Below are 17,228 nucleotides of genomic sequence, written 5' to 3'. Positions count from 1 at the left end.
GTCTGGAAAAAATCAGACAGGCCGGTTCCGCCGGGGGAGGCGGAACCGGCCTGTCAGTCCTACTGGCGGGGCTGTCGCCGGTGCTAGAGCTGGCGCCGTTACGTGTTCTGGACGTGGTCCCTGGCATCGGTAGCGCGATCCTTGACGTCGGTCGCTGCCATCTGGCCTTCGGCCTTGACATGCTCGGCGGCGTCCGTGGCGGTGGCCTTGACGTTCTCCATGGCTTCCCGGGCGGGTTCCTTCAGGCCTTCGGCCATGTCCTTGGCCGCCTCGGTCAGCTCGGTGGTCAACGGTTCGGCGGCCGACTTGAGGGCATCCGCTGCTTCGCGTTCCTTCTCGCTGGCAGGGATCAGTGAGGACAGGAGCAGACCGGCCCCGAACGCGATCAGGCCTGCCGCCATCGGATTGCCCTGTGTCTTGGCCTTCACCTGGTGCGGAGCGTCACCAATGGCGGCGCCCGCATCGCTGAGGGCGTTGCCTGCACTGTCGGTGCGGGTGCCACCATGCACGCGGCTGGTGGCGTCGGCTGTTCCCATGACTTTCTCCTTCACTCCGAACACGGCGTCCTTGACCTTGTCTGTCTGCCGATGGACGATGTTCGACGGCGTCACTTTGTCCGCCACCGCATCCACGCTCGTGCCCAGGCGGGCACGGGTTGCCTCAATATCTGAACGGATAACGTCCGGGTTGTCGCTCATGGTTTTACCTCACCGGGTTTTAGGGTTGGGGGAATTTCCTGGAGTGTTTCAGCGGTTTGGGGCATGCCCTTTATGGTTTTGAGCTCCCTGCGGCCCACGGAGGCCAGCACAGCGGCGATGACGCCCCAGATGACAGCGACGACGACGGCGGACCAGCCGAGTCCCATCAGCCCGCCCAACGCGACCCAGAGGGCGATTGACAGGAACAGGAGCACGAAGTGGCCGGCTACGCCGGCGCCGGCCAGCATGCCGCCTCCCCGGCCTGCCTTGCTGGCGGATTCCTTGAGTTCGGCCTTGGCAAGCTCCACTTCCTGGCGCATGAGCGTGGAAAGGTCGCGCGTCACCTCGCCGAGCAGGTCACCTAACGACGTGTTGTCCGCCTTAGCATGCGCCGCAGACGGGGGAGGTGCAGGTATCTGGCTGCTCATCAGAGCCTGCCAGCCTGGCCGTCTGCGGAGCGGTCCCGGGTCAGGGGGTCGTTGGCCATAGGATCGTCGGCGAAAGCGCCATCCGGCAAGGGATCGTCGTCGCGGCGCTCATCAGACCACTCCTCCGCGAGCTGCGGGCGGTCCAACGTACTGGCGGGACGCGAAGGGTCACCGTAGCTGCTCCCCGGTGCGCCGCCGTCGAACCCTGCCGTGTTGGTGGCCGGGCCCGGCAACTGCACCGGCGGGGGCGGGACAGTGCCACCAGCCGACGGCGTGTAGCCGCCAGGACCCGCGACATGCTGGCCGCCCGTGCCAGGGTAATTCGACGCGGACTCTGGTGCGCCGGCGCTCAGGCTGCGGCTGAGCCGGCCGGCAAGGACTCCTGCGCCGGCCGCGAGAAGCAGGAAAGTCCCGGGGCGCTGCCGGGCGAAGCTTTTGACCTCGTCCAGGAGCGACCCCGGGTCCCGTCCGTCCAGCCAGGTGGCGACGGACGAGGAACGTTCCGCTGCCTGGCGGACCATGTCGGTGGCCACCCCGGGTTGCTCTGACGCCTGAGCCATGGCGTGCAGTTCGTCCGAGACTGACCGGAGGCCGTTGGCTACCTTCTGCTGCTGCGCGCTGGCCTGTTGGGTAAGGTCATGGCGGGCTTGCTGCAGGAGCTCCTTGGTGTTCGCCTTGGCCTCCGATGCGACGTTGGCCGCTTCCGACTTGGCGGTTTCAGCCACACTCTGTGCGGACTCCGCCGCGGTCCGCGCCACATCTCCGGCTTCTTGTTTGGCTGCATCCGTGCGGGAGGTCCCGTACGTATCACCCGTTTGCGGCGCTGCTGTGGGTAACGTGCTGGGGAACGTACTTGGCTCACGTTCTCCTGTGGTTCCGTGGGTGGCCGGTGGAGACGGGTATGCCGAATCCTCGGGCCATTGGTTCTCTGTCATCTTCGCTCTACTCTTTCCAAAGAAGGCCTGTTGTTGATTAAGAACCAGCGATACTGGCCGTAAAATAGTAAGCATGATTAGTAACGGAAGGTAAGTACCCTTCCTACCTGAATTTCAAAAGGGGTTCGTATCGCCTGCCGCCCGGCATCGCAGGGACCCCGTCGCAATGAAGTGGAAAGGGTGGGCAGTCGTGGATACAACATCGTGGGTTTGGGTGGTTATTGCCATCGTTGTGCTGGTCCTGATTGTGCTTTGGCTGGTGACCGGGCGTCGCCGTCAGGCCATGCAGCAGAAGCGGGACGAATCACACCGCGAAAAGGCCGCCGAAATGCGCAGGAAAGCCGAGAACATTGAGCTCGATGCGCGTGAGAACGAAGCCCGGGCCACTCGCGCCCGTGCCGACGCAGAGAAGGCGCAGGTGGACGCTGCGAGGCTGAAGCAGGAGGCTGAGCAGAAGGCCGACGCTGCCAGGTCGCTCCGGGAAGACGTGGCCGAGCGCACCCAGAAGGCTGATGCCCTGGACCCCGACATGGATCAGGACGGGGACGCAGCGCGTACCGATGCCATGCGGGCCGACGCTGACGTGCATCCGGACGACGCCATCCGCACCGACGCCACGCGCTCCGATGCCACCCGGGCGGAGGCGCTTCGGCGGGATCAGGAAAAGGAAAACCGGGACAGGCCGCTGGCAACCTAGCCAGCTTGCGGCGCCCGGACCGGTCTGGACTGAGGCCGGGCCGGACCGCCGGCGCTGGGTGGTCACTTATGGTTGATCCATGACTGAGTTGATCCATGACTGAAGCGGCACACGGGTAATGGCAAAGCGTGCCAAGTCAGGCGGGCGGAACAGCCAGCGTTCGACGGCGGGTGTCATCGAGGTGCCCAAGGGGAGCCGTCCTGAGGGCCCGGTTGAGGGCGTCTACTACGTTGATACCGGCGACTGCGAGCTCATTGCGGACCAGGATAACTCCAACGGGTGGCTACTGAAGATCAACGGCGTCATGAGCTCCCATATCGACCTCGCCGATCCGTTGTTCCTCGATTTTGAGTACATGCGCTGGATGGCGGCTTTGATTGAGTCCCGTTGGCCGCCGAAGTCCGGCAAGGGCGGAGCTAAAGCGGTGGCGCCCACCGCGGGCGGGACGGGGAAGCTGCGCGGACTGCATCTGGGTGGCGGGGCTTGTTCGCTGGCCCGGTACTTCCACGCCGCTTATCCTGACGCCCGGCAGGTGGTGGTGGAGCTCGACGGCAAACTGGCCGAGTATGTCCGCGGCTGGTTCGACCTGCCCAAGGCGCCGCTCCTTCGGCTCCGCGTGGGGGAAGCCCGCGAGGTCACCGAGACGCTGACACCGGACAGCCGCGACTTCATCATCCGAGACGTGTTTGCCGGTTCACTCACACCGCGGCCGCTCACCACCGCCGAGTTCAATGACCACATCCAGCGGGTCCTGGCGCCGGGCGGCATCTATGTGGTGAATTCCGGCGACGCGCCGGACCTGAAGAATGCGCGTGAGGACGCCGCCACCATCGCGGCCGCATTCAAATACACCGTCATCGTCGCCGACCCCGCCATGCTGAAGGGCCGCCGCTACGGCAACATGGTCATGGCCGGCAGCGACAGCCCGCTCGACGGAGACCCGCAGCTGGCCCGCCGGCTGCTGGGCGGCGCCGTCCCGGCCCACATCTGGAACGACGCCCAGGTGCGAGCCTTCGCTGCAAACTCCCCGGTGCGTCACGACCCGGCCGTGAACGCCTCCGGTGATTGAGCTCGTCGAAATCCAGGTTTCGACAAGCTCAACCACCGGAGTTCCCGCCCCGGCGCAGTAAGGCATCGCGGTGCGCCACCGTCTGGTCGCGCAATGCCTGAACAACGGCGGCCACGGCAGGGCGGCGCATCGAATCCGGCCGCAGCACCATCCAGTAGGGGAGCAGCTCGGCGAAGTCGTCGGGGAGCAGCCGGACTAGGTCGGTGTGCAGATTGCCCATAAAACAGGGCAGGAATCCGATACCCGCGCCGGCACGGGTGGCCTCCACATGGACAAACACGTTGGTGGACGTGAGCCCTTCGCGCATGGCAGGCACCAGCCGCCGGGGTGCGTCCAGATCGTCCACCTGCAGCATCGAATCCACAAAATACACCAGCGGGTGCTCCGTCAGTTCAGCCACGCTCGCCGGCGTCCCGTTCTCGGCGAGGTAGGCATGCGAGGCGTACATCCCCAGCATGTACTCGCCCAATTGCACAGCTTCGGCCCGGTGGACCTGCGGTTCGCCCACCACCACTTCGATGTCCAGGCCCGACCGCTGCTGCAGGGCCCGCCGGGTCATAGTCACCACTTCCACGCTCAGGCCCGGGTGTTTCCGGCGCAGCCGTGCCACCGCGGGTGCGGCGATGTAGGCGCTGAAGCCGTCGGTCGCGGTCATGCGTACGACGCCGGTAATCGGGTCAGGTGCCTGGCCTGCCGGTCCCAGCGCACTCACCGCTGCCTCCACCTGTTCGGCAACCCGGACAGCGTCTGAGCCCAGCTCCGTCAGTTCCCAGCCGCCGGCCGCCCGTGCCAGGACGCGGCCGCCGAGCGCCTTCTCGAGGGCGGCTATCCGGCGCGAAACGGTGGTGTGGTTCAGCCCCAACACTTGCGCCGCCGTCGTGAATTTTGCGGAGCGGGATACCGTCAGCAGGACCAGGAGGTCATCGGGATTAGCCTTCATATCTGCAATTGTGCACACGGCGGGTGCTGGATTGGGTATTGAAGGCGCATGTTTGTGCAGTAATACTCAGTGGAGCCATTAGTGCTGTGGATTCGAAGTGCAGTGGATCACAGCGCGTGTCAAAGTGGACACTAAGGAGAAACTCATGAGCGTAGAGCAGCGCTCGGCAGACAATGCCGCCGGATCCGCACCCAAGGGATCCGGGCTTAAGAAGATTGTGGCCGCCTCGATGGTGGGCACGGTGGTGGAATGGTATGAATTCTTCCTCTACGCCACCGCCGCCACCCTGGTCTTCGGGAAGTACTTCTTCCCCGCCACCGGCAACGAGCTGGACGGCATCATCCAGGCGTTCCTGACCTACGCGGTGGGCTTCGTGGCGCGCCCCCTCGGCGGCATCGTCTTCGGCCAGATCGGCGACAAGCTGGGCCGCAAACCAACGCTGCAGCTGACCATCGTGATCGTCGGCGTGGCCACGTTCCTGATGGGCTGCCTCCCGGGCTTCGCCGACATCGGCTACCTGGCCCCGGCCCTGCTGGTGACCCTCCGCTTTATCCAGGGCTTCGCGCTCGGCGGCGAATGGGGCGGCGCGGTGCTGCTGGTTGCCGAACACAGCCCCAACAAGTCCCGCGGATTCTGGTCCAGCTGGCCGCAGGCCGCCGTGCCGGTGGGCAACCTGCTGGCCACGCTGGTGCTGTTCATCATGTCCACCACCCTGAGCCCCGAGGCGTTTCTCGGCTGGGGCTGGCGTGTGGCCTTCTGGCTCTCCGCGGTGATCGTCTTCGTTGGCTATTACATCCGCACCCACGTCACCGAAGCCCCCATCTTCCTCGAGGCCAAGGCCCTCGTGGAGAAGGAGCAGGCTGTCAGCTATGGCGTCTTCGAGGTGGTGCGCAAGTACCCCAAGGGCATCCTGCAGGCCATGGGGCTGCGCTTCGCGGAGAACATCATGTACTACCTGGTGGTCAGCTTCGCGATCGTCTACCTCAAGAGCGTGCACAAGTACGACACGTCCTCGCTCCTCCTGGCACTGCTGATCGCCCACGTCATCCACTTCCTGGTCATCCCGCAGGTGGGCCGGCTCGTGGACAAGCTGGGACGCAAGCCCGTCTATCTGACCGGGTCCATCTCCGGTGCGGCCTGGCCGTTCTTCGCCTTCCCCATGTTCGATACGCGCAACGCCGTGGTGATTGTCCTGGCCGTGACCATCGGCCTGTGCCTGCACGCGTTTATGTATGCCGGCCAGCCCGCCATCATGGCCGAGCTCTTCCCCACCCGGATGCGGTACTCGGGTGTCTCGCTGGGCTCGCAGGTGACGTCCATATTCGCCGGTTCGCTGGCGCCGCTGCTGGCTACCCAGTGGCTCAAGGACACCGGTTCCTGGCTGCCCACGGCCATCTACCTGGTGGTCGCCTGCGCCATCACTACGGTGGCGGTGCTGAGCCTGAAGGAAACGAAGGGCATTGCTCTGGAAGAAGTGGACAAGGCCGACGCCGCCCGCGAGGGGCTGCTCTCGGCCGGCTCACGCTGAGCTGCTGAGCTACTGAGCTACTGAGGACTGGTTAAACGATGGGAAGTGCAATGGAAAACACGCTTAACGGCCGCAAGGCCGTGGTGACCGGCGGTGCCAGCGGGATCGGCGCTGCCTGTGTCCGGGAACTCGCCGCCCGCGGGGCGAAAGTGGTGGTGGCCGACGTCGACTCCGCCGGCGCTGCCGCCCTCGCTGATGAAGTGGGCGGCACGGCCTGGGCCGTGGACCTGCTGGACGTGGACGGACTCGCCACCCTGAGCCTGGACTGCGACATCCTGGTGAACAACGCCGGGATTCAGTGCATCAGCCCCATCGAAGCGTTCGATCCGGCGGACTTCCGCCGGATCATCGCGCTGATGCTCGAAGCCCCGTTCCTGCTGATCCGGGCCGCACTGCCGCACATGTACGCCAACGGCTTCGGCCGGATCATCAACGTGTCATCCGTGCACGGAATTCGGGCCTCCCCGTTCAAAAGCGCGTATGTTTCCGCCAAGCACGGCCTCGAAGGGCTGAGCAAGGTGACGGCGCTTGAGGGCGGGGAGTACGGAGTCACATCCAACTGCATCAACCCCGGCTACGTCCGGACCCCGCTCGTCGAGAAGCAGATTGTGGACCAGGCCAAGGTGCACGGCATCCCCGCGGCCGAGGTCCTGGCCAAGGTGATGCTCACCGAGTCCGCTGTGAAACGCCTGGTGGAACCGAAGGAGGTTGCTTCGCTGGTGGCCTGGATGGCGTCCGATCATGCCGGCATGGTCACCGGCTCCAGTTACGTGATGGACGGCGGCTGGTCGGCTCGGTAAGCCCCCAACAGTCCTTCCGGGGCTTGGAGTTTTTGTCCAGATAACGCGGGTTCCAGGGCCTGATGGGTGCGTTATCTGGACAAAAACTCAGTCCTGGCGCCTCAGGTGGCGGTGATCGTAAAAGAAGACCCCAGCCGCGGCTCCGAGTTCCACGGACGGACCGCGGTGGGACATGATGATCCCCGCGTGCCGGCCGTTGAACGGATCGTCACCCACCACTGCTTCGCCCACGCGATAGGGGCACCGCGGGCGGAGCATCGCGAGGACCCGGCCGCAGGCGCGGCGAATGAGGGAAGAAAGTCTGACAGGCCGCCCCATGCTGGCAAGGTCCTGGACATGTGCTTTTACCATGCGAACCACTCCTTAAAGCGGCGTTGAGCCGCTCAGTTTGGTGCGGTAGCCGGAAAGCTCCCAGCAGAGGATGGTCCTCCTATTCCTGGCTGGCACCTTACAGATACGGTAGGCCCTATTCACACCAGTCACACCAGTAACATGTACCTGTTTCGCGGGCCAGTTCTACCTAGGCGATTTCAGGGTCGGTCCCGGCTGTCGAGGATGTCGTCGGCGTTGTTGTAGGCCCAGGTGACCAGTGGAACCAGCAGGCTGGACAGCTCATAGCCGCGCTCGGTCAGGCTGTAGTCCACGCGGGGCGGGATGACCGGCTGGGCCTTCCGCAGCACCAGTCCGTCGCGCTCCAGGGTCTTGAGGGTCTGAGCCAGCATTTTCTCGCTGATTCCCCCCGCCGCTGTCCGGTCACGCGCAAGAGGGTGCCCAGCAGCTGATAGTCGTGGCCTGCCGGAATCGTTGGCGGAACCAGCTGGCGGAGCTGGGAATCGTACGCGGCAAGGATATCGCTGGCTGAGGCCATACGCTTCAGCCTACGACCGGCCCGTCCCAGCCAACTTTGGACCGAACCCCACCCAAGGCAAGTGTCTGGTATTCCGGACACGTTTGTATTTTGATGGCAGAAAGAGGACCATCCATGGGCGCAAGGTTAAGTACGGGATCCCGGACACGGCCGGATCCCCCGCGAGAATTGACGGAGGGCACAGTGGAGTCGAGTGCAGTGGTGTCGAGAACGGAAACCAGGCCTGAGGTGGGCAGCGAACCAAGGGCGACGTCCAAAGTCCCCGCTGCCGAGAACACCCTTCGTATCCTCAAACTACTGGCCTCGAAGCGGGGGCCGATGGCGGCGTCGAGCATTGCGACGTCCTTGGGATTGCCGCGCTCAAGCGTTTACCACCTGCTCGGGGTAATGGAGGCGAACGGTTTTGTCCTCCACCTGCACGAGGAGCAGCGCTACGGGCTGGGGATCAGTGCCTTCGAGCTGAGCTCGGCGTATTCGCGGCAGGAACCGCTGTCCCGCCTGGGCCGGCCGCTGCTGGCATCGCTGGTGGATGTGATCGGCGAGAGCGCGCACCTGGCGGTGCTCCATGGGCGCGACGTGCTGTACATCGTGGAAGAGCGGGCCAAGAATCGCCCGTCCCTGGTCACCGACGTCGGCGTCCGGCTCCCCAGCCACCTCACCGCCAGCGGACGCGCCATCCTCGCGGCATTGCCCAAGTCCCAGGTCCGTGCGCTTTACCCGAATGCCGAGGCCTTCACTGCCCGGCATGAGGTGGAGGGCGCCATCATGAAGTACTCCGCGCTGTCCTCGCACCTTGACGGGGTCAGGCAGCGCGGCTACGCCACCGAGCACGGCGAGGTGACGCCCGGCTTCGGCTCGATCGCCGCCGCTGTTACGGACCACGTGGGATGGCCGACGGCGGCAGTCGCCGTCACGTTCCTCGAGGACAAATTGCCGGCGGACCAATGGCCGGCGCTCGCCGCGCGGGTCCAGAAAGTAGCGGACGAGCTGTCGGTGCGCATCCACGGCCGCGCGGCCAAGTAGCGCCGCCACCGGAGCCATGCTCTATCACTTTCGGTTCCCGTTCGAGCGGTTTGGCGACCGGATCTGATAGAGCAACAGGGAAATGGCGCAGGTCTGGAATCCCGGACACCACCCCTCCGAAAGCCCTTTTTGACCAGCCGTAAAGGGGCTTTAGTAGAGACAGAACCTCTTCCCATCACCGCGAACCACTCGCCAGAACACAAAGGAGCCCTCATGGCACCCGCCGATTTCACCACCGGTGCCCGCCCGGTCAAAGCAGCCCGCGGCACCGAACTCACCGCCAAGAGCTGGCAGACCGAAGCCCCGCTGCGGATGCTGATGAACAACCTGGACCCCGAGGTGGCCGAACGCCCCGAAGACCTGGTTGTCTACGGCGGCACCGGCCGCGCCGTACGGTCCTGGGCCGCGTTCGACGCCATTACCCGCACCCTGGAAACCATGGAAAAGGACGAGACGCTCCTGGTCCAGTCCGGCAAGCCGGTGGGCGTGTTCCGCACCAACGAATGGGCACCCCGTGTGCTGCTGGCCAACTCCAACCTTGTCGGTGACTGGGCCAACTGGCCCGAATTCCGCCGCCTCGAGGCCGAGGGCCTCATGATGTACGGACAGATGACCGCCGGGTCCTGGATCTACATCGGCACCCAGGGTATCCTGCAGGGCACTTTCGAGACCTTTGCCGCGATCGCCCGCAAGCTCGCCGGCGATGCGGACGGCACCCTCGCCGGAACCTTGACCCTCACCGGCGGCTGTGGCGGCATGGGCGGCGCCCAGCCGCTCGCCGTCACCCTGAACGAGGGCGCCTGCCTGATCGTCGACGTCGACGAAAGCCACCTGCGCCGCCGTGCCGGCAAACGCTACCTCGACGAGGTGGAAACGGACCTCGACGCCGCGATCGCCAAGGTGCTGAAGGCCAAAGAAGAGCGCCGCGGCTGGTCCGTGGGCTACGTCGGCAACGCCGCCGAGGTCTTCCCCGAGATCCTGCGCCGCCACAACGCCGGCGAACTCACAGTGGACATCGTCACGGACCAGACCAGTGCCCACGACCCGCTGAGCTACCTCCCTGAAGGCATCGCGGTCGAGGAGTGGCACACCGAGGCCGCCGCCGACCCGGAAGGCTTCACCAAGAAGGCCCAGGCCTCGATGGCCAAGCACGTCCAGGCCATGGTCGAGTTCCAGGACGCCGGCGCCGAGGTCTTCGACTACGGCAACTCCATCCGCGACGAGGCCCGCACCGGCGGCTACAACCGCGCGTTCGAATTCCCCGGCTTTGTCCCGGCCTACATCCGCCCGCTGTTCTGCGAGGGCCTCGGCCCGTTCCGCTGGGTGGCGCTCTCCGGCGATCCCGAAGACATCGCCGTCACGGACAGAGCCATCAAGGAACTCTTCCCGGAGAACAAGCACCTGCACCGCTGGATCGACGCCGCACAGGAACGGGTGGAGTTCGAAGGGCTGCCGGCCCGGATCTGCTGGCTCGGCTACGGCGACCGCGCCAAGGCCGGCCTGCTGTTCAACCAGCTGGTCAAGGACGGCAAGGTCAGAGCGCCCATCGTGATCGGCCGCGACCACCTCGACTCCGGCTCCGTCGCCTCCCCATACCGCGAAACCGAGGCCATGGCCGACGGCTCCGACGCCATCGCGGACTGGCCGCTGCTCAACGCCCTGCTCAACACCGCCTCAGGTGCCACTTGGGTCTCGATCCACCACGGCGGTGGCGTCGGCATCGGCCGCTCCATCCACGCTGGCCAGGTTTCCGTCGCCGACGGCACCGACCTCGCCGCACAGAAACTCGAACGCCTCCTCACCAACGACCCCGGCATGGGCGTCATCCGCCACGCCGACGCAGGCTACGGCCGCGCCCTCGACGTCGCCAAAGAACGCGGCGTCCGCATCCCCATGAACGAGGCCCGGTGATCGAGCCCGTCAAGATCCAGGTTTCGACAGGCTCAACCACCTGCCCAGGCTCAACCACCAAAGTAGGAATCATGACCATCGCCACGAACGAAGCGCTCACCGTAACGCTCGGCTCCACCGGAGTCACACCTGAGGACGTTGTCGCCGTCGCGCGCCACAACGCCCGGGTGACCATCGCCCACGAAGCGCTGGACACGGTGGCTAAGGTCCGCGCGCACATCGACGAACTGGCGCACAGCGAGACCCCCGCCTACGGTATCTCCACCGGCTTCGGTGCGCTGGCAAACCGGCATATCCCCAGCGAGCTGCGCACCCAGCTGCAGAAATCGCTGATCCGCAGCCACGCCGCGGGCATGGGCCCGGCCGTGGAACGCGAGGTGGTCCGCGGCATCATGTTCCTGCGCGCCAAGACCCTCGCGTCCGGTCGAACCGGCGTCCGTCCGGTCGTCCTGCAGACCATGGTTGACGTGCTCAACGCCGGCATCACGCCGGTGGTCCGCGAGTTCGGCTCGCTCGGCTGCTCCGGCGACCTCGCCCCGCTGTCCCACTGCGCGCTGGTGCTGATGGGCGAGGGGGAAGCGGAAGGGCCCGACGGCGTGACGTACGGGGGGCGGGGTGAGGCGCCTGTCGCCGCGCTGCTCGCCGGTCACGGCATCGAGCCGGTCGTCCTCGCCGAGAAGGAAGGCCTGGCGCTGGTCAACGGCACCGAGGGCATGCTGGGCATGCTCCTGATGGCCATCGCGGACCTTCGCCAACTGCTGACGACGGCGGATATCACCGCCGCGCTCAGCGTCGAGGCGCTGCTCGGTACGGACCAGGTCTTCGTGCCGGAGTTGCATGCGGCGCTGCGTCCGCACCCCGGCCAGGCCGCCAGTGCAGACAACATGCTGCGAGTGCTCTCCAACTCCCCGATCGTGGCCTCGCACCGGGTGGGGGATTCCAAGGTCCAGGACGCCTACTCGCTGCGCTGCGCACCCCAGGTGGCCGGCGCCGCGCGCGATACCGTGGACTACGCCGCCCTTGTGGCTTCCCGTGAGCTTGCTGCGGCCATCGACAACCCGGTGGTCCTGCCCGACAGGCGCGTCAGTTCCAACGGCAACTTCCACGGCGCACCCGTGGCGTACGTCCTGGACTTCCTGGCCATCGCCGTGGCGGACCTCAGCTCCATCGCCGAGCGCCGGACGGACCGGATGCTGGACCCGGCGCGTTCGCACGGGCTGCCGGCGTTCCTCGCCGCGGATCCGGGCGTGGATTCGGGCCTGATGATCGCCCAGTACACGCAGGCAGGGCTGGTCTCGGACAACAAGCGACTGGCCGTCCCGGCGTCGGTGGATTCCATCCCCAGCTCCGCCATGCAGGAGGACCACGTGTCCATGGGCTGGCACGCGGCCCGGAAGCTGCGCAAGGCCGTGGAGAATCTCCGCCGTGTCCTGGCCATCGAACTGGTGACGAGCGCCCGCGCCATCGACATGCGGACGCAGCTGTCCGACGGACAGCTCACTCCGGGCCCGGCAGGCACTGCCGTGATCGGGGTGCTGCGGTCCGTCGTCGAAGGCCCCGGAACCGACCGGTTCCTGTCACCGGAGCTGGAGGCGGCTGACCGTCTGGTTGCCTCCGGAAAGGTCCGGGCAGCCGCCGAATCCGCCGTCGGAATTCTTTCCTGAGCGGGAATATTCTTCAGTCCTGCTACGAAATTCAACCAATGTCGAAATATGGTGCGGCACGTACATTTCGGCGCCGGGAGTGTAGTAGAAATAAAGGTGTAGTGAAAGTCACATCAAAGAGGCTGTGGCGCAGAACGTATACAAAGGGGTAGTAGTTCAAATGAAAGCACGCGGGGCTGTCCTGTCGAGGCGTAATATCCATGCGGCCACCATCTCGGAGTGGGGAACGCTCAAAGCTGGTGACCAGGTGGAAATCATTAAACACGCGCACGTCATTGCGGCGGGCGAAGTGGAAGAAGTATCGCAGAGCGGGAACGTGCTGTGGCTCGTGCCGGCCACCGCGTCAGAGAAGGAACTTTTCCTTAAGTCCGACGGTGTAGAGGTCCGCAGGAGCTAGGAACGCGACATCAAAACGCACAAGAGTCCCTGCCTTCCGTTGCCGGAGGGCGGGGACTCTTGCGTAGATCGCGTTGGATCGCGGACTGGATCCCGGCAGGGACCGTAGCCCGGATTCGGGGCCGAATCAGCTCAGGCCGCAATGCTTTCGTATGTTTCGCCGAAGGGGACTGACTCGTCCAGGGCCACCGTGAATCGTCCCGGGCGCAGCCGCGTCACAAGGATGCCGCAGACGGCTTCTTTAGCCGGCTCGATCAGCGTGGCGACAGCCTGATCCAGGCCTTCGTGCATCTCGTGCGCTGTGGAAAAATGCAGGTCGATGGACAGCGAAGCCGGGTCTTCGACGGCCAGGGGACGTTCCAAAAATGCTGTAGTCATGTGCCGAACTTTCTGTTTCTCGTGCCAAAGGGCTCCATCTACTGTACCGGACACAGGACCTGGGATGTCAGATGAATGCTGCCTCGTGGGCCCAGACGCCAAAATCCGAAGTTTGTTCGCCGGGCCGCACCGTCAGGGCGGGGTCCCGCGAACAAACTTCGGATCGAAGGTAACGCTCTGTTCAGCCCGCCGTGCCCGCTTTGACGGCCAGCACGGGACAATCAGCCTCGAGCAGGATCCGCTGCGAGGTGCTGCCCATAATCAGCTTGCCCACCGGGGTGCGGCGGCGCAGGCCGATCACGATGAGCTCGGCGTTGTGCTCCTCCGCGGCGTCGAGTACCTCCGCCGCCGCGTCATGCCCACGGACCGGCTGCTTGATCACGTGGTCAATGCCCTGGGTGGCCAGCCGGTCCTCGATGCTCTGGATCTCAGGTTCCTGGGCGTACCTGTTGTCCACCAGGGCATCGCCCTTGGACGAGTTGATGACCAGCAGGGTGGTGTTGCTCTTCCGGGCCTCGGCGACGGCCTGGGTCAGGGCCGCTTCGCCCTCGGGGGTCGGGACGTATCCCACAACGATCGTCATGGCTGTACCTCTTTTCTGTCAGTTGATCTTCTGCTGCTGGGCGGATGCGGGGCTGATGCCCAGGACTGGGCAGCCGTCCGGTTAGCCGTCCCCGTCGCCGCCAGTGGTGGCGCGGTGGCTGCCATGGCTGGTGCTGCCGCTGGCATCCGTCGGTTCGGATTCGCCGGAGCGCGTGGCGGGCACTCCTGCCTGCAGTGCTGCCGGGCGGTTCCGACGCCACAGCTTGAGCAGCAGCGGAAAGGCGAGAATAATCGCCAGAATGACATAGATGCCGACGGCGATTGGCTCGCTCAAGAGACCGGCGGGGTCACCCGCGCTGAGCTGCAGGCTCTTGCGAAGCTGTCCTTCGATCCTCGGCCCCAGGATGACGCCCAGGATAAGCGGCAGCACGGGGAGTCCGAAACGCCGCATCATGAATCCCAACGCACCGAGCACCAGCAGGAGTATCAGATCGAAAGCCTGCAGGTTGACCGAATAGGCGCCCAGCGTGGCGAAGAACAGGATCCCGGCGTACAGGTACGGCCGCGGGAGCTGCAGGATTTTTGCCCACATCGGTGCCAGGGGCAAGTTGATGAGCAGGAGCAGGAAGTTGCCGATAAAGAGGCTCGCGATCAGCGCCCAAACCAGCGGTCCCTCGTTGGCGAACAGGAGGGGTCCCGGCTGAATGCCGAACTGGACAAACGCTGCGAGCATCACGGCGGCAGTGGCATTGGTGGGCAGGCCCAGGGCCAGGAGAGGCGTCATGGTGCCGGCGGCGGCCGCGTTGTTGGCTGCTTCCGGTCCGGCAACTCCTTCGATGGCTCCCTTGCCGAACTCCTCGGGATGCTTACTTAGGCGCTTCTCCGTCACGTAGGAGAGGAACGTGGGGATCTCGGCTCCACCGGCCGGAAGTGCGCCGAAAGGGAAACCGAATGCCGTTCCGCGGAGCCAGGGCTTCCATGACCGTTTCCAGTCCTGTTTTCCCATCCAGGGTCGGCCTACCGGGATGACGTGCAAAGGAGTGCGGCGCATATGAGCGGCAACCCACAGTGCTTCGCCCACCGCAAAGATGGCGACTGCCACCACCACGATGTCCAGGCCATCGGCGAGCAGGGGCTGGCCGAAGGTGAGGCGGCGCTGGCCGGTGACGGAATCCATGCCTACCAGGCCTATGGCCAGCCCAAGACCGAGCGAGGCAAAGCCCCGGAGCCGCGAAGATCCAAGGACGGCGGTCACTGCCAGGAGTGCAAGCACCATGATGGCGAAGTAGCTCGGCGAGCCCAGGCTGACTGCGAACTCAACCACGATCGGTGCGAAGACAGCCAGTAGTGCGGTGCCGATGGTGCCTGCCACGAAGGAGCCGATGGCTGCCGTCGCCAGGGCCTGGGCGGCCCTGCCGGCTTTAGCCATCTTGTTGCCTTCAATGGCGGTGACAACAGAAGACGATTCCCCTGGGGTGTTTAGGAGGATGGACGTGGTGGAGCCGCCGTACATTCCGCCGTAGTAGATGCCAGCGAACATAATGAAGGCGCTGGTGGGTTCCAGGACGTAGGTGACCGGGAGCAGCAGGGCAATGGTCATGGCCGGGCCAAGGCCCGGAAGCACGCCGACGGCAGAACCCAGGATCACGCCAATAACGGCGTAGAGGAGATTCATAGGGGTCAGGGCGGTGGCAAAGCCGTCCATGAGGGACGAGAAGACGTCCATTAAAGAATTCCTTCCAGGAGACCGGCGGGCAGCGGGATGCCGAGGCCTAGGTAGAAGCCGTAAAAAGTCAGTACGGACACAGCCAGGGCAATGAGGCCATCGCGGACGTAATGCCGGCTCCCCAAGGCCCACGCGCTGCCCCAGAACAGGACGGTTCCCGAGATCACCCATCCCGCCCAGTCGATCAGCAGGATGTTGGCCACGAAGGCTGCCACCAGTGGCAGGACCGTCTTCCAGTCGGCGGGGTGCGAGAGATCCACGTCCTCACCGCCTTCGGCTTCTCCCTGTCCGCCCCGCAGCACGTTGACTGCCAGCAGGACGGCGCAGACCAGGAGCAGACCCGCGATGATGTAGGGCAGGGTCTTCGGTCCCACCGGATCGGACTGGGAATACGGGGTGACCAGTGCGATGGCGTCGACCAGGACGACGACGCCCGCCACTCCGAGCAGGAGGGCAACCCCCAGCTCGGAGCGGCCTTTTAGCCTGGACGCCGAAGTTGGGAAGGAGCTCACGCCAAGCCAAGCTTCGTGAGGACGTCCGCCACCCGCTTGTCCTGCTCGGTCAGGAAGGTTTCGAACTCGTCACCGGTGACGAAGGCATCAGTCCAGCTGTTTTTCTTAAGGGCTTCCTTCCAGGCGTCGGTGCCGTGCATCTTTTCGAGCGCGGCAATCAGCTTGGCTTTGTCGGCTTCGGTGATTCCCGGAGGAGCCACCATGCCGCGCCAGTTGCTGAACACCAGGTCGATGCCGGATTCCTTCAGCGTAGGTGCGTCGACGCCTTCGAGCCGCTCAGTGCCGCTGGTTGCCAGGACTCGGACATCGCCGGATTTGATCTGCTGGAGGTACTCTCCGGCGCCGGAGGCCGCGAAGCCCACCTTATTGCCAAGGATGGCCGGGAGTAGGTCTCCACCGCCGTCGTAGGAAACAAAGTTCACCTTGGTGGCGTCAATTCCGACGGCTCCCGCAAGCTGCATCGGCAGCAAGTGGTCCGGTCCACCGGGGGAGGAGCCGCCGCCGACGCTGATGGAACCGGGGTCAGCCTTCCATGCGCTGACCAGGTCATCGATGGATTTGTAGGGGGAGTTCTTACTGACCATGATCGCGCCGGGCTCTTCGATGAGCCGGGCCAGCGGGGTGGTGTCCGTCAGTTTGGACTCGGACTTGTTGGTGTAGCTCGCGCCCACCACTCCCAGGCCCATGAGCATGGCGAGGTCGCCGTTGCCCTTTTCGTTGACGATGCGGGCCAGGCCGACAGTTCCGCCTGCACCCGCCAGATTGAAGACCTCCGTGTTGGTGGCGACCTTCTCGTCGTCGAGAACCTTCGCTGCGACGCGGGCGGTAGTGTCGTAGCCGCCGCCCGGAGTGTTGGGCACCATGATCTGGAGCCCGGTCACGGGGCCTGCTGCAGCGCCGGTGCTGGCGCCGTCGGTGGAGCTCTTGCCGGTGGCACCGCAGCCGGTGGCCATCAGGGCGATGCCGGCGGCGACGGCGGCAATTCGCAATGCGCGGATCTGGCGCATGGTGTTCCTCTTCTCATCAAGACTGATCAGCTGGGCTGATTTGTAATTCTGATGCTAGGCCCGGCCGTGACCGGCATCACTCTTGTGTACGCAGAGAAAGTTAAG

At 65.2% G+C, this 17,228-nt stretch carries 18 protein-coding genes and 1 pseudogene; 8 read left to right on the top strand and 11 right to left on the bottom strand.

What is annotated here, in order from left to right; all coding sequences use genetic code 11:
• Window positions 1-98: 98 nt before the first annotated feature.
• Genes QK290_RS05605 through QK290_RS05595 form a run of 3 tightly spaced genes read right to left on the bottom strand, consistent with a single transcriptional unit; the run spans window position 99 to window position 1,884 of the window.
• Entirely contained in the window at window positions 99-698 is a 600-nt protein-coding gene (locus QK290_RS05605) for a DUF3618 domain-containing protein (protein WP_282329695.1), read from the bottom strand.
• Window positions 695-1,126 (bottom strand): phage holin family protein, encoded by a 432-nt coding sequence (locus QK290_RS05600; RefSeq protein WP_282329694.1) that lies wholly within the window; start codon window positions 1,124-1,126, stop codon window positions 695-697. The genes QK290_RS05605 and QK290_RS05600 overlap by 4 nt, the downstream gene beginning before the upstream one ends.
• Window positions 1,126-1,884 carry a hypothetical protein gene (locus tag QK290_RS05595; protein WP_348994657.1) on the bottom strand — a complete coding sequence of 253 codons (759 nt, stop codon included), beginning with the start codon at window positions 1,882-1,884 and terminating at the stop codon, window positions 1,126-1,128. Before QK290_RS05595 ends, QK290_RS05600 begins: the two co-directional genes overlap by 1 nt.
• A 367-nt stretch (window positions 1,885-2,251) precedes the next feature.
• On the opposite strand from QK290_RS05595, the gene QK290_RS05590 reads away from it, so the two are divergent.
• Window positions 2,252-2,758 (top strand): hypothetical protein, encoded by a 507-nt coding sequence (locus QK290_RS05590; protein WP_282329692.1) that lies wholly within the window; start codon window positions 2,252-2,254, stop codon window positions 2,756-2,758.
• Window positions 2,759-2,876: 118 nt separating this feature from the next.
• Window positions 2,877-3,827 (top strand): fused MFS/spermidine synthase, encoded by a 951-nt coding sequence (locus tag QK290_RS05585; RefSeq protein WP_282329691.1) that lies wholly within the window; start codon window positions 2,877-2,879, stop codon window positions 3,825-3,827.
• A gap of 28 nt (window positions 3,828-3,855) precedes the next feature.
• Here QK290_RS05585 and QK290_RS05580 read toward each other — a convergent pair whose 3' ends face one another.
• A complete protein-coding gene (locus QK290_RS05580; protein WP_282329690.1) occupies window positions 3,856-4,767 on the bottom strand; it encodes a LysR family transcriptional regulator in 912 nt (303 codons plus the stop codon).
• Window positions 4,768-4,912: 145 nt separating this feature from the next.
• Between QK290_RS05580 and QK290_RS05575 the strand changes: the two genes are divergently transcribed.
• Together QK290_RS05575 and QK290_RS05570 are read left to right on the top strand one after the other, a co-directional pair.
• A complete protein-coding gene (locus QK290_RS05575; protein ID WP_282329689.1) occupies window positions 4,913-6,295 on the top strand; it encodes an MFS transporter in 1,383 nt (460 codons plus the stop codon).
• 50 nt (window positions 6,296-6,345) lie between these two features.
• Window positions 6,346-7,095 carry a 3-hydroxybutyrate dehydrogenase gene (locus QK290_RS05570; protein ID WP_282329688.1) on the top strand — a complete coding sequence of 250 codons (750 nt, stop codon included), beginning with the start codon at window positions 6,346-6,348 and terminating at the stop codon, window positions 7,093-7,095.
• Between the two features lie 87 nt (window positions 7,096-7,182).
• Here QK290_RS05570 and QK290_RS05565 read toward each other — a convergent pair whose 3' ends face one another.
• Both QK290_RS05565 and QK290_RS05560 read right to left on the bottom strand, forming a co-directional pair.
• Entirely contained in the window at window positions 7,183-7,446 is a 264-nt protein-coding gene (locus tag QK290_RS05565; RefSeq protein ID WP_282329687.1) for a hypothetical protein, read from the bottom strand.
• 179 nt (window positions 7,447-7,625) lie between these two features.
• Window positions 7,626-7,832: pseudogene (locus tag QK290_RS05560) on the bottom strand (helix-turn-helix domain-containing protein); the annotation flags it as partial.
• A 359-nt stretch (window positions 7,833-8,191) separates the two neighbouring features.
• On the opposite strand from QK290_RS05560, the gene QK290_RS05555 reads away from it, so the two are divergent.
• The 4 genes from QK290_RS05555 to QK290_RS05540 all read left to right on the top strand — a co-directional run bounded on the left by QK290_RS05555 (window position 8,192) and on the right by QK290_RS05540 (window position 12,958).
• On the top strand, window positions 8,192-8,986 hold the full coding sequence (locus QK290_RS05555) for an IclR family transcriptional regulator (protein ID WP_282329686.1): 795 nt from the start codon (window positions 8,192-8,194) through the stop codon (window positions 8,984-8,986).
• A 213-nt stretch (window positions 8,987-9,199) separates the two neighbouring features.
• Window positions 9,200-10,897, top strand: coding sequence for a urocanate hydratase (gene hutU / locus QK290_RS05550; protein ID WP_282329685.1), 1,698 nt, complete (start codon window positions 9,200-9,202; stop codon window positions 10,895-10,897).
• 71 nt (window positions 10,898-10,968) lie between these two features.
• Window positions 10,969-12,561 (top strand): histidine ammonia-lyase, encoded by a 1,593-nt coding sequence (hutH, locus tag QK290_RS05545; protein WP_282329684.1) that lies wholly within the window; start codon window positions 10,969-10,971, stop codon window positions 12,559-12,561.
• A 160-nt stretch (window positions 12,562-12,721) separates the two neighbouring features.
• A complete protein-coding gene (locus tag QK290_RS05540) occupies window positions 12,722-12,958 on the top strand; it encodes a hypothetical protein (RefSeq protein WP_282329683.1) in 237 nt (78 codons plus the stop codon).
• A 131-nt stretch (window positions 12,959-13,089) separates the two neighbouring features.
• Here QK290_RS05540 and QK290_RS05535 read toward each other — a convergent pair whose 3' ends face one another.
• From QK290_RS05535 to QK290_RS05515, 5 genes are all read right to left on the bottom strand, one after another.
• Window positions 13,090-13,335 (bottom strand): hypothetical protein, encoded by a 246-nt coding sequence (locus QK290_RS05535; protein ID WP_282329682.1) that lies wholly within the window; start codon window positions 13,333-13,335, stop codon window positions 13,090-13,092.
• Between the two features lie 181 nt (window positions 13,336-13,516).
• Window positions 13,517-13,918: a universal stress protein gene (locus QK290_RS05530; RefSeq protein ID WP_282329681.1), complete on the bottom strand. Its 402-nt coding sequence runs from the start codon at window positions 13,916-13,918 to the stop codon at window positions 13,517-13,519.
• 81 nt (window positions 13,919-13,999) lie between these two features.
• A complete protein-coding gene (locus QK290_RS05525) occupies window positions 14,000-15,604 on the bottom strand; it encodes a tripartite tricarboxylate transporter permease (RefSeq protein WP_282329680.1) in 1,605 nt (534 codons plus the stop codon).
• Window positions 15,604-16,116: a tripartite tricarboxylate transporter TctB family protein gene (locus tag QK290_RS05520; RefSeq protein ID WP_282329679.1), complete on the bottom strand. Its 513-nt coding sequence runs from the start codon at window positions 16,114-16,116 to the stop codon at window positions 15,604-15,606. The genes QK290_RS05525 and QK290_RS05520 overlap by 1 nt, the downstream gene beginning before the upstream one ends.
• A complete protein-coding gene (locus QK290_RS05515) occupies window positions 16,113-17,123 on the bottom strand; it encodes a tripartite tricarboxylate transporter substrate-binding protein (protein WP_282329678.1) in 1,011 nt (336 codons plus the stop codon). Before QK290_RS05515 ends, QK290_RS05520 begins: the two co-directional genes overlap by 4 nt.
• Window positions 17,124-17,228: the final 105 nt, after the last annotated feature.

The sequence above is a fragment of the Pseudarthrobacter sp. AL07 genome, from assembly GCF_029960665.1.
In the GTDB taxonomy this organism is placed as follows: domain Bacteria; phylum Actinomycetota; class Actinomycetes; order Actinomycetales; family Micrococcaceae; genus Arthrobacter.
The sequence above is the reverse complement of the archived record's forward strand: the minus strand, read 5'-3'. Positions and strand labels throughout refer to the sequence as shown.

Bases quoted from the DNA above. Each gene is read 5' to 3' on its own strand.
- QK290_RS05605 (WP_282329695.1), bottom strand. From the start codon at position 698: ATGAGCGACAACCCGGACGTTATCCGTTCAGATATTGAGGCAACCCGT.
- QK290_RS05600 (WP_282329694.1), bottom strand. From the start codon at position 1,126: ATGAGCAGCCAGATACCTGCACCTCCCCCGTCTGCGGCGCATGCTAAG.
- QK290_RS05585 (WP_282329691.1), top strand. From the start codon at position 2,877: ATGGCAAAGCGTGCCAAGTCAGGCGGGCGGAACAGCCAGCGTTCGACG.
- QK290_RS05580 (WP_282329690.1), bottom strand. From the start codon at position 4,767: ATGAAGGCTAATCCCGATGACCTCCTGGTCCTGCTGACGGTATCCCGC.
- QK290_RS05575 (WP_282329689.1), top strand. From the start codon at position 4,913: ATGAGCGTAGAGCAGCGCTCGGCAGACAATGCCGCCGGATCCGCACCC.
- QK290_RS05570 (WP_282329688.1), top strand. From the start codon at position 6,346: ATGGAAAACACGCTTAACGGCCGCAAGGCCGTGGTGACCGGCGGTGCC.
- QK290_RS05565 (WP_282329687.1), bottom strand. From the start codon at position 7,446: ATGGTAAAAGCACATGTCCAGGACCTTGCCAGCATGGGGCGGCCTGTC.
- hutU (WP_282329685.1), top strand. From the start codon at position 9,200: ATGGCACCCGCCGATTTCACCACCGGTGCCCGCCCGGTCAAAGCAGCC.
- hutH (WP_282329684.1), top strand. From the start codon at position 10,969: ATGACCATCGCCACGAACGAAGCGCTCACCGTAACGCTCGGCTCCACC.
- QK290_RS05540 (WP_282329683.1), top strand. From the start codon at position 12,722: ATGAAAGCACGCGGGGCTGTCCTGTCGAGGCGTAATATCCATGCGGCC.
- QK290_RS05535 (WP_282329682.1), bottom strand. From the start codon at position 13,335: ATGACTACAGCATTTTTGGAACGTCCCCTGGCCGTCGAAGACCCGGCT.
- QK290_RS05530 (WP_282329681.1), bottom strand. From the start codon at position 13,918: ATGACGATCGTTGTGGGATACGTCCCGACCCCCGAGGGCGAAGCGGCC.
- QK290_RS05525 (WP_282329680.1), bottom strand. From the start codon at position 15,604: ATGGACGTCTTCTCGTCCCTCATGGACGGCTTTGCCACCGCCCTGACC.
- QK290_RS05515 (WP_282329678.1), bottom strand. From the start codon at position 17,123: ATGCGCCAGATCCGCGCATTGCGAATTGCCGCCGTCGCCGCCGGCATC.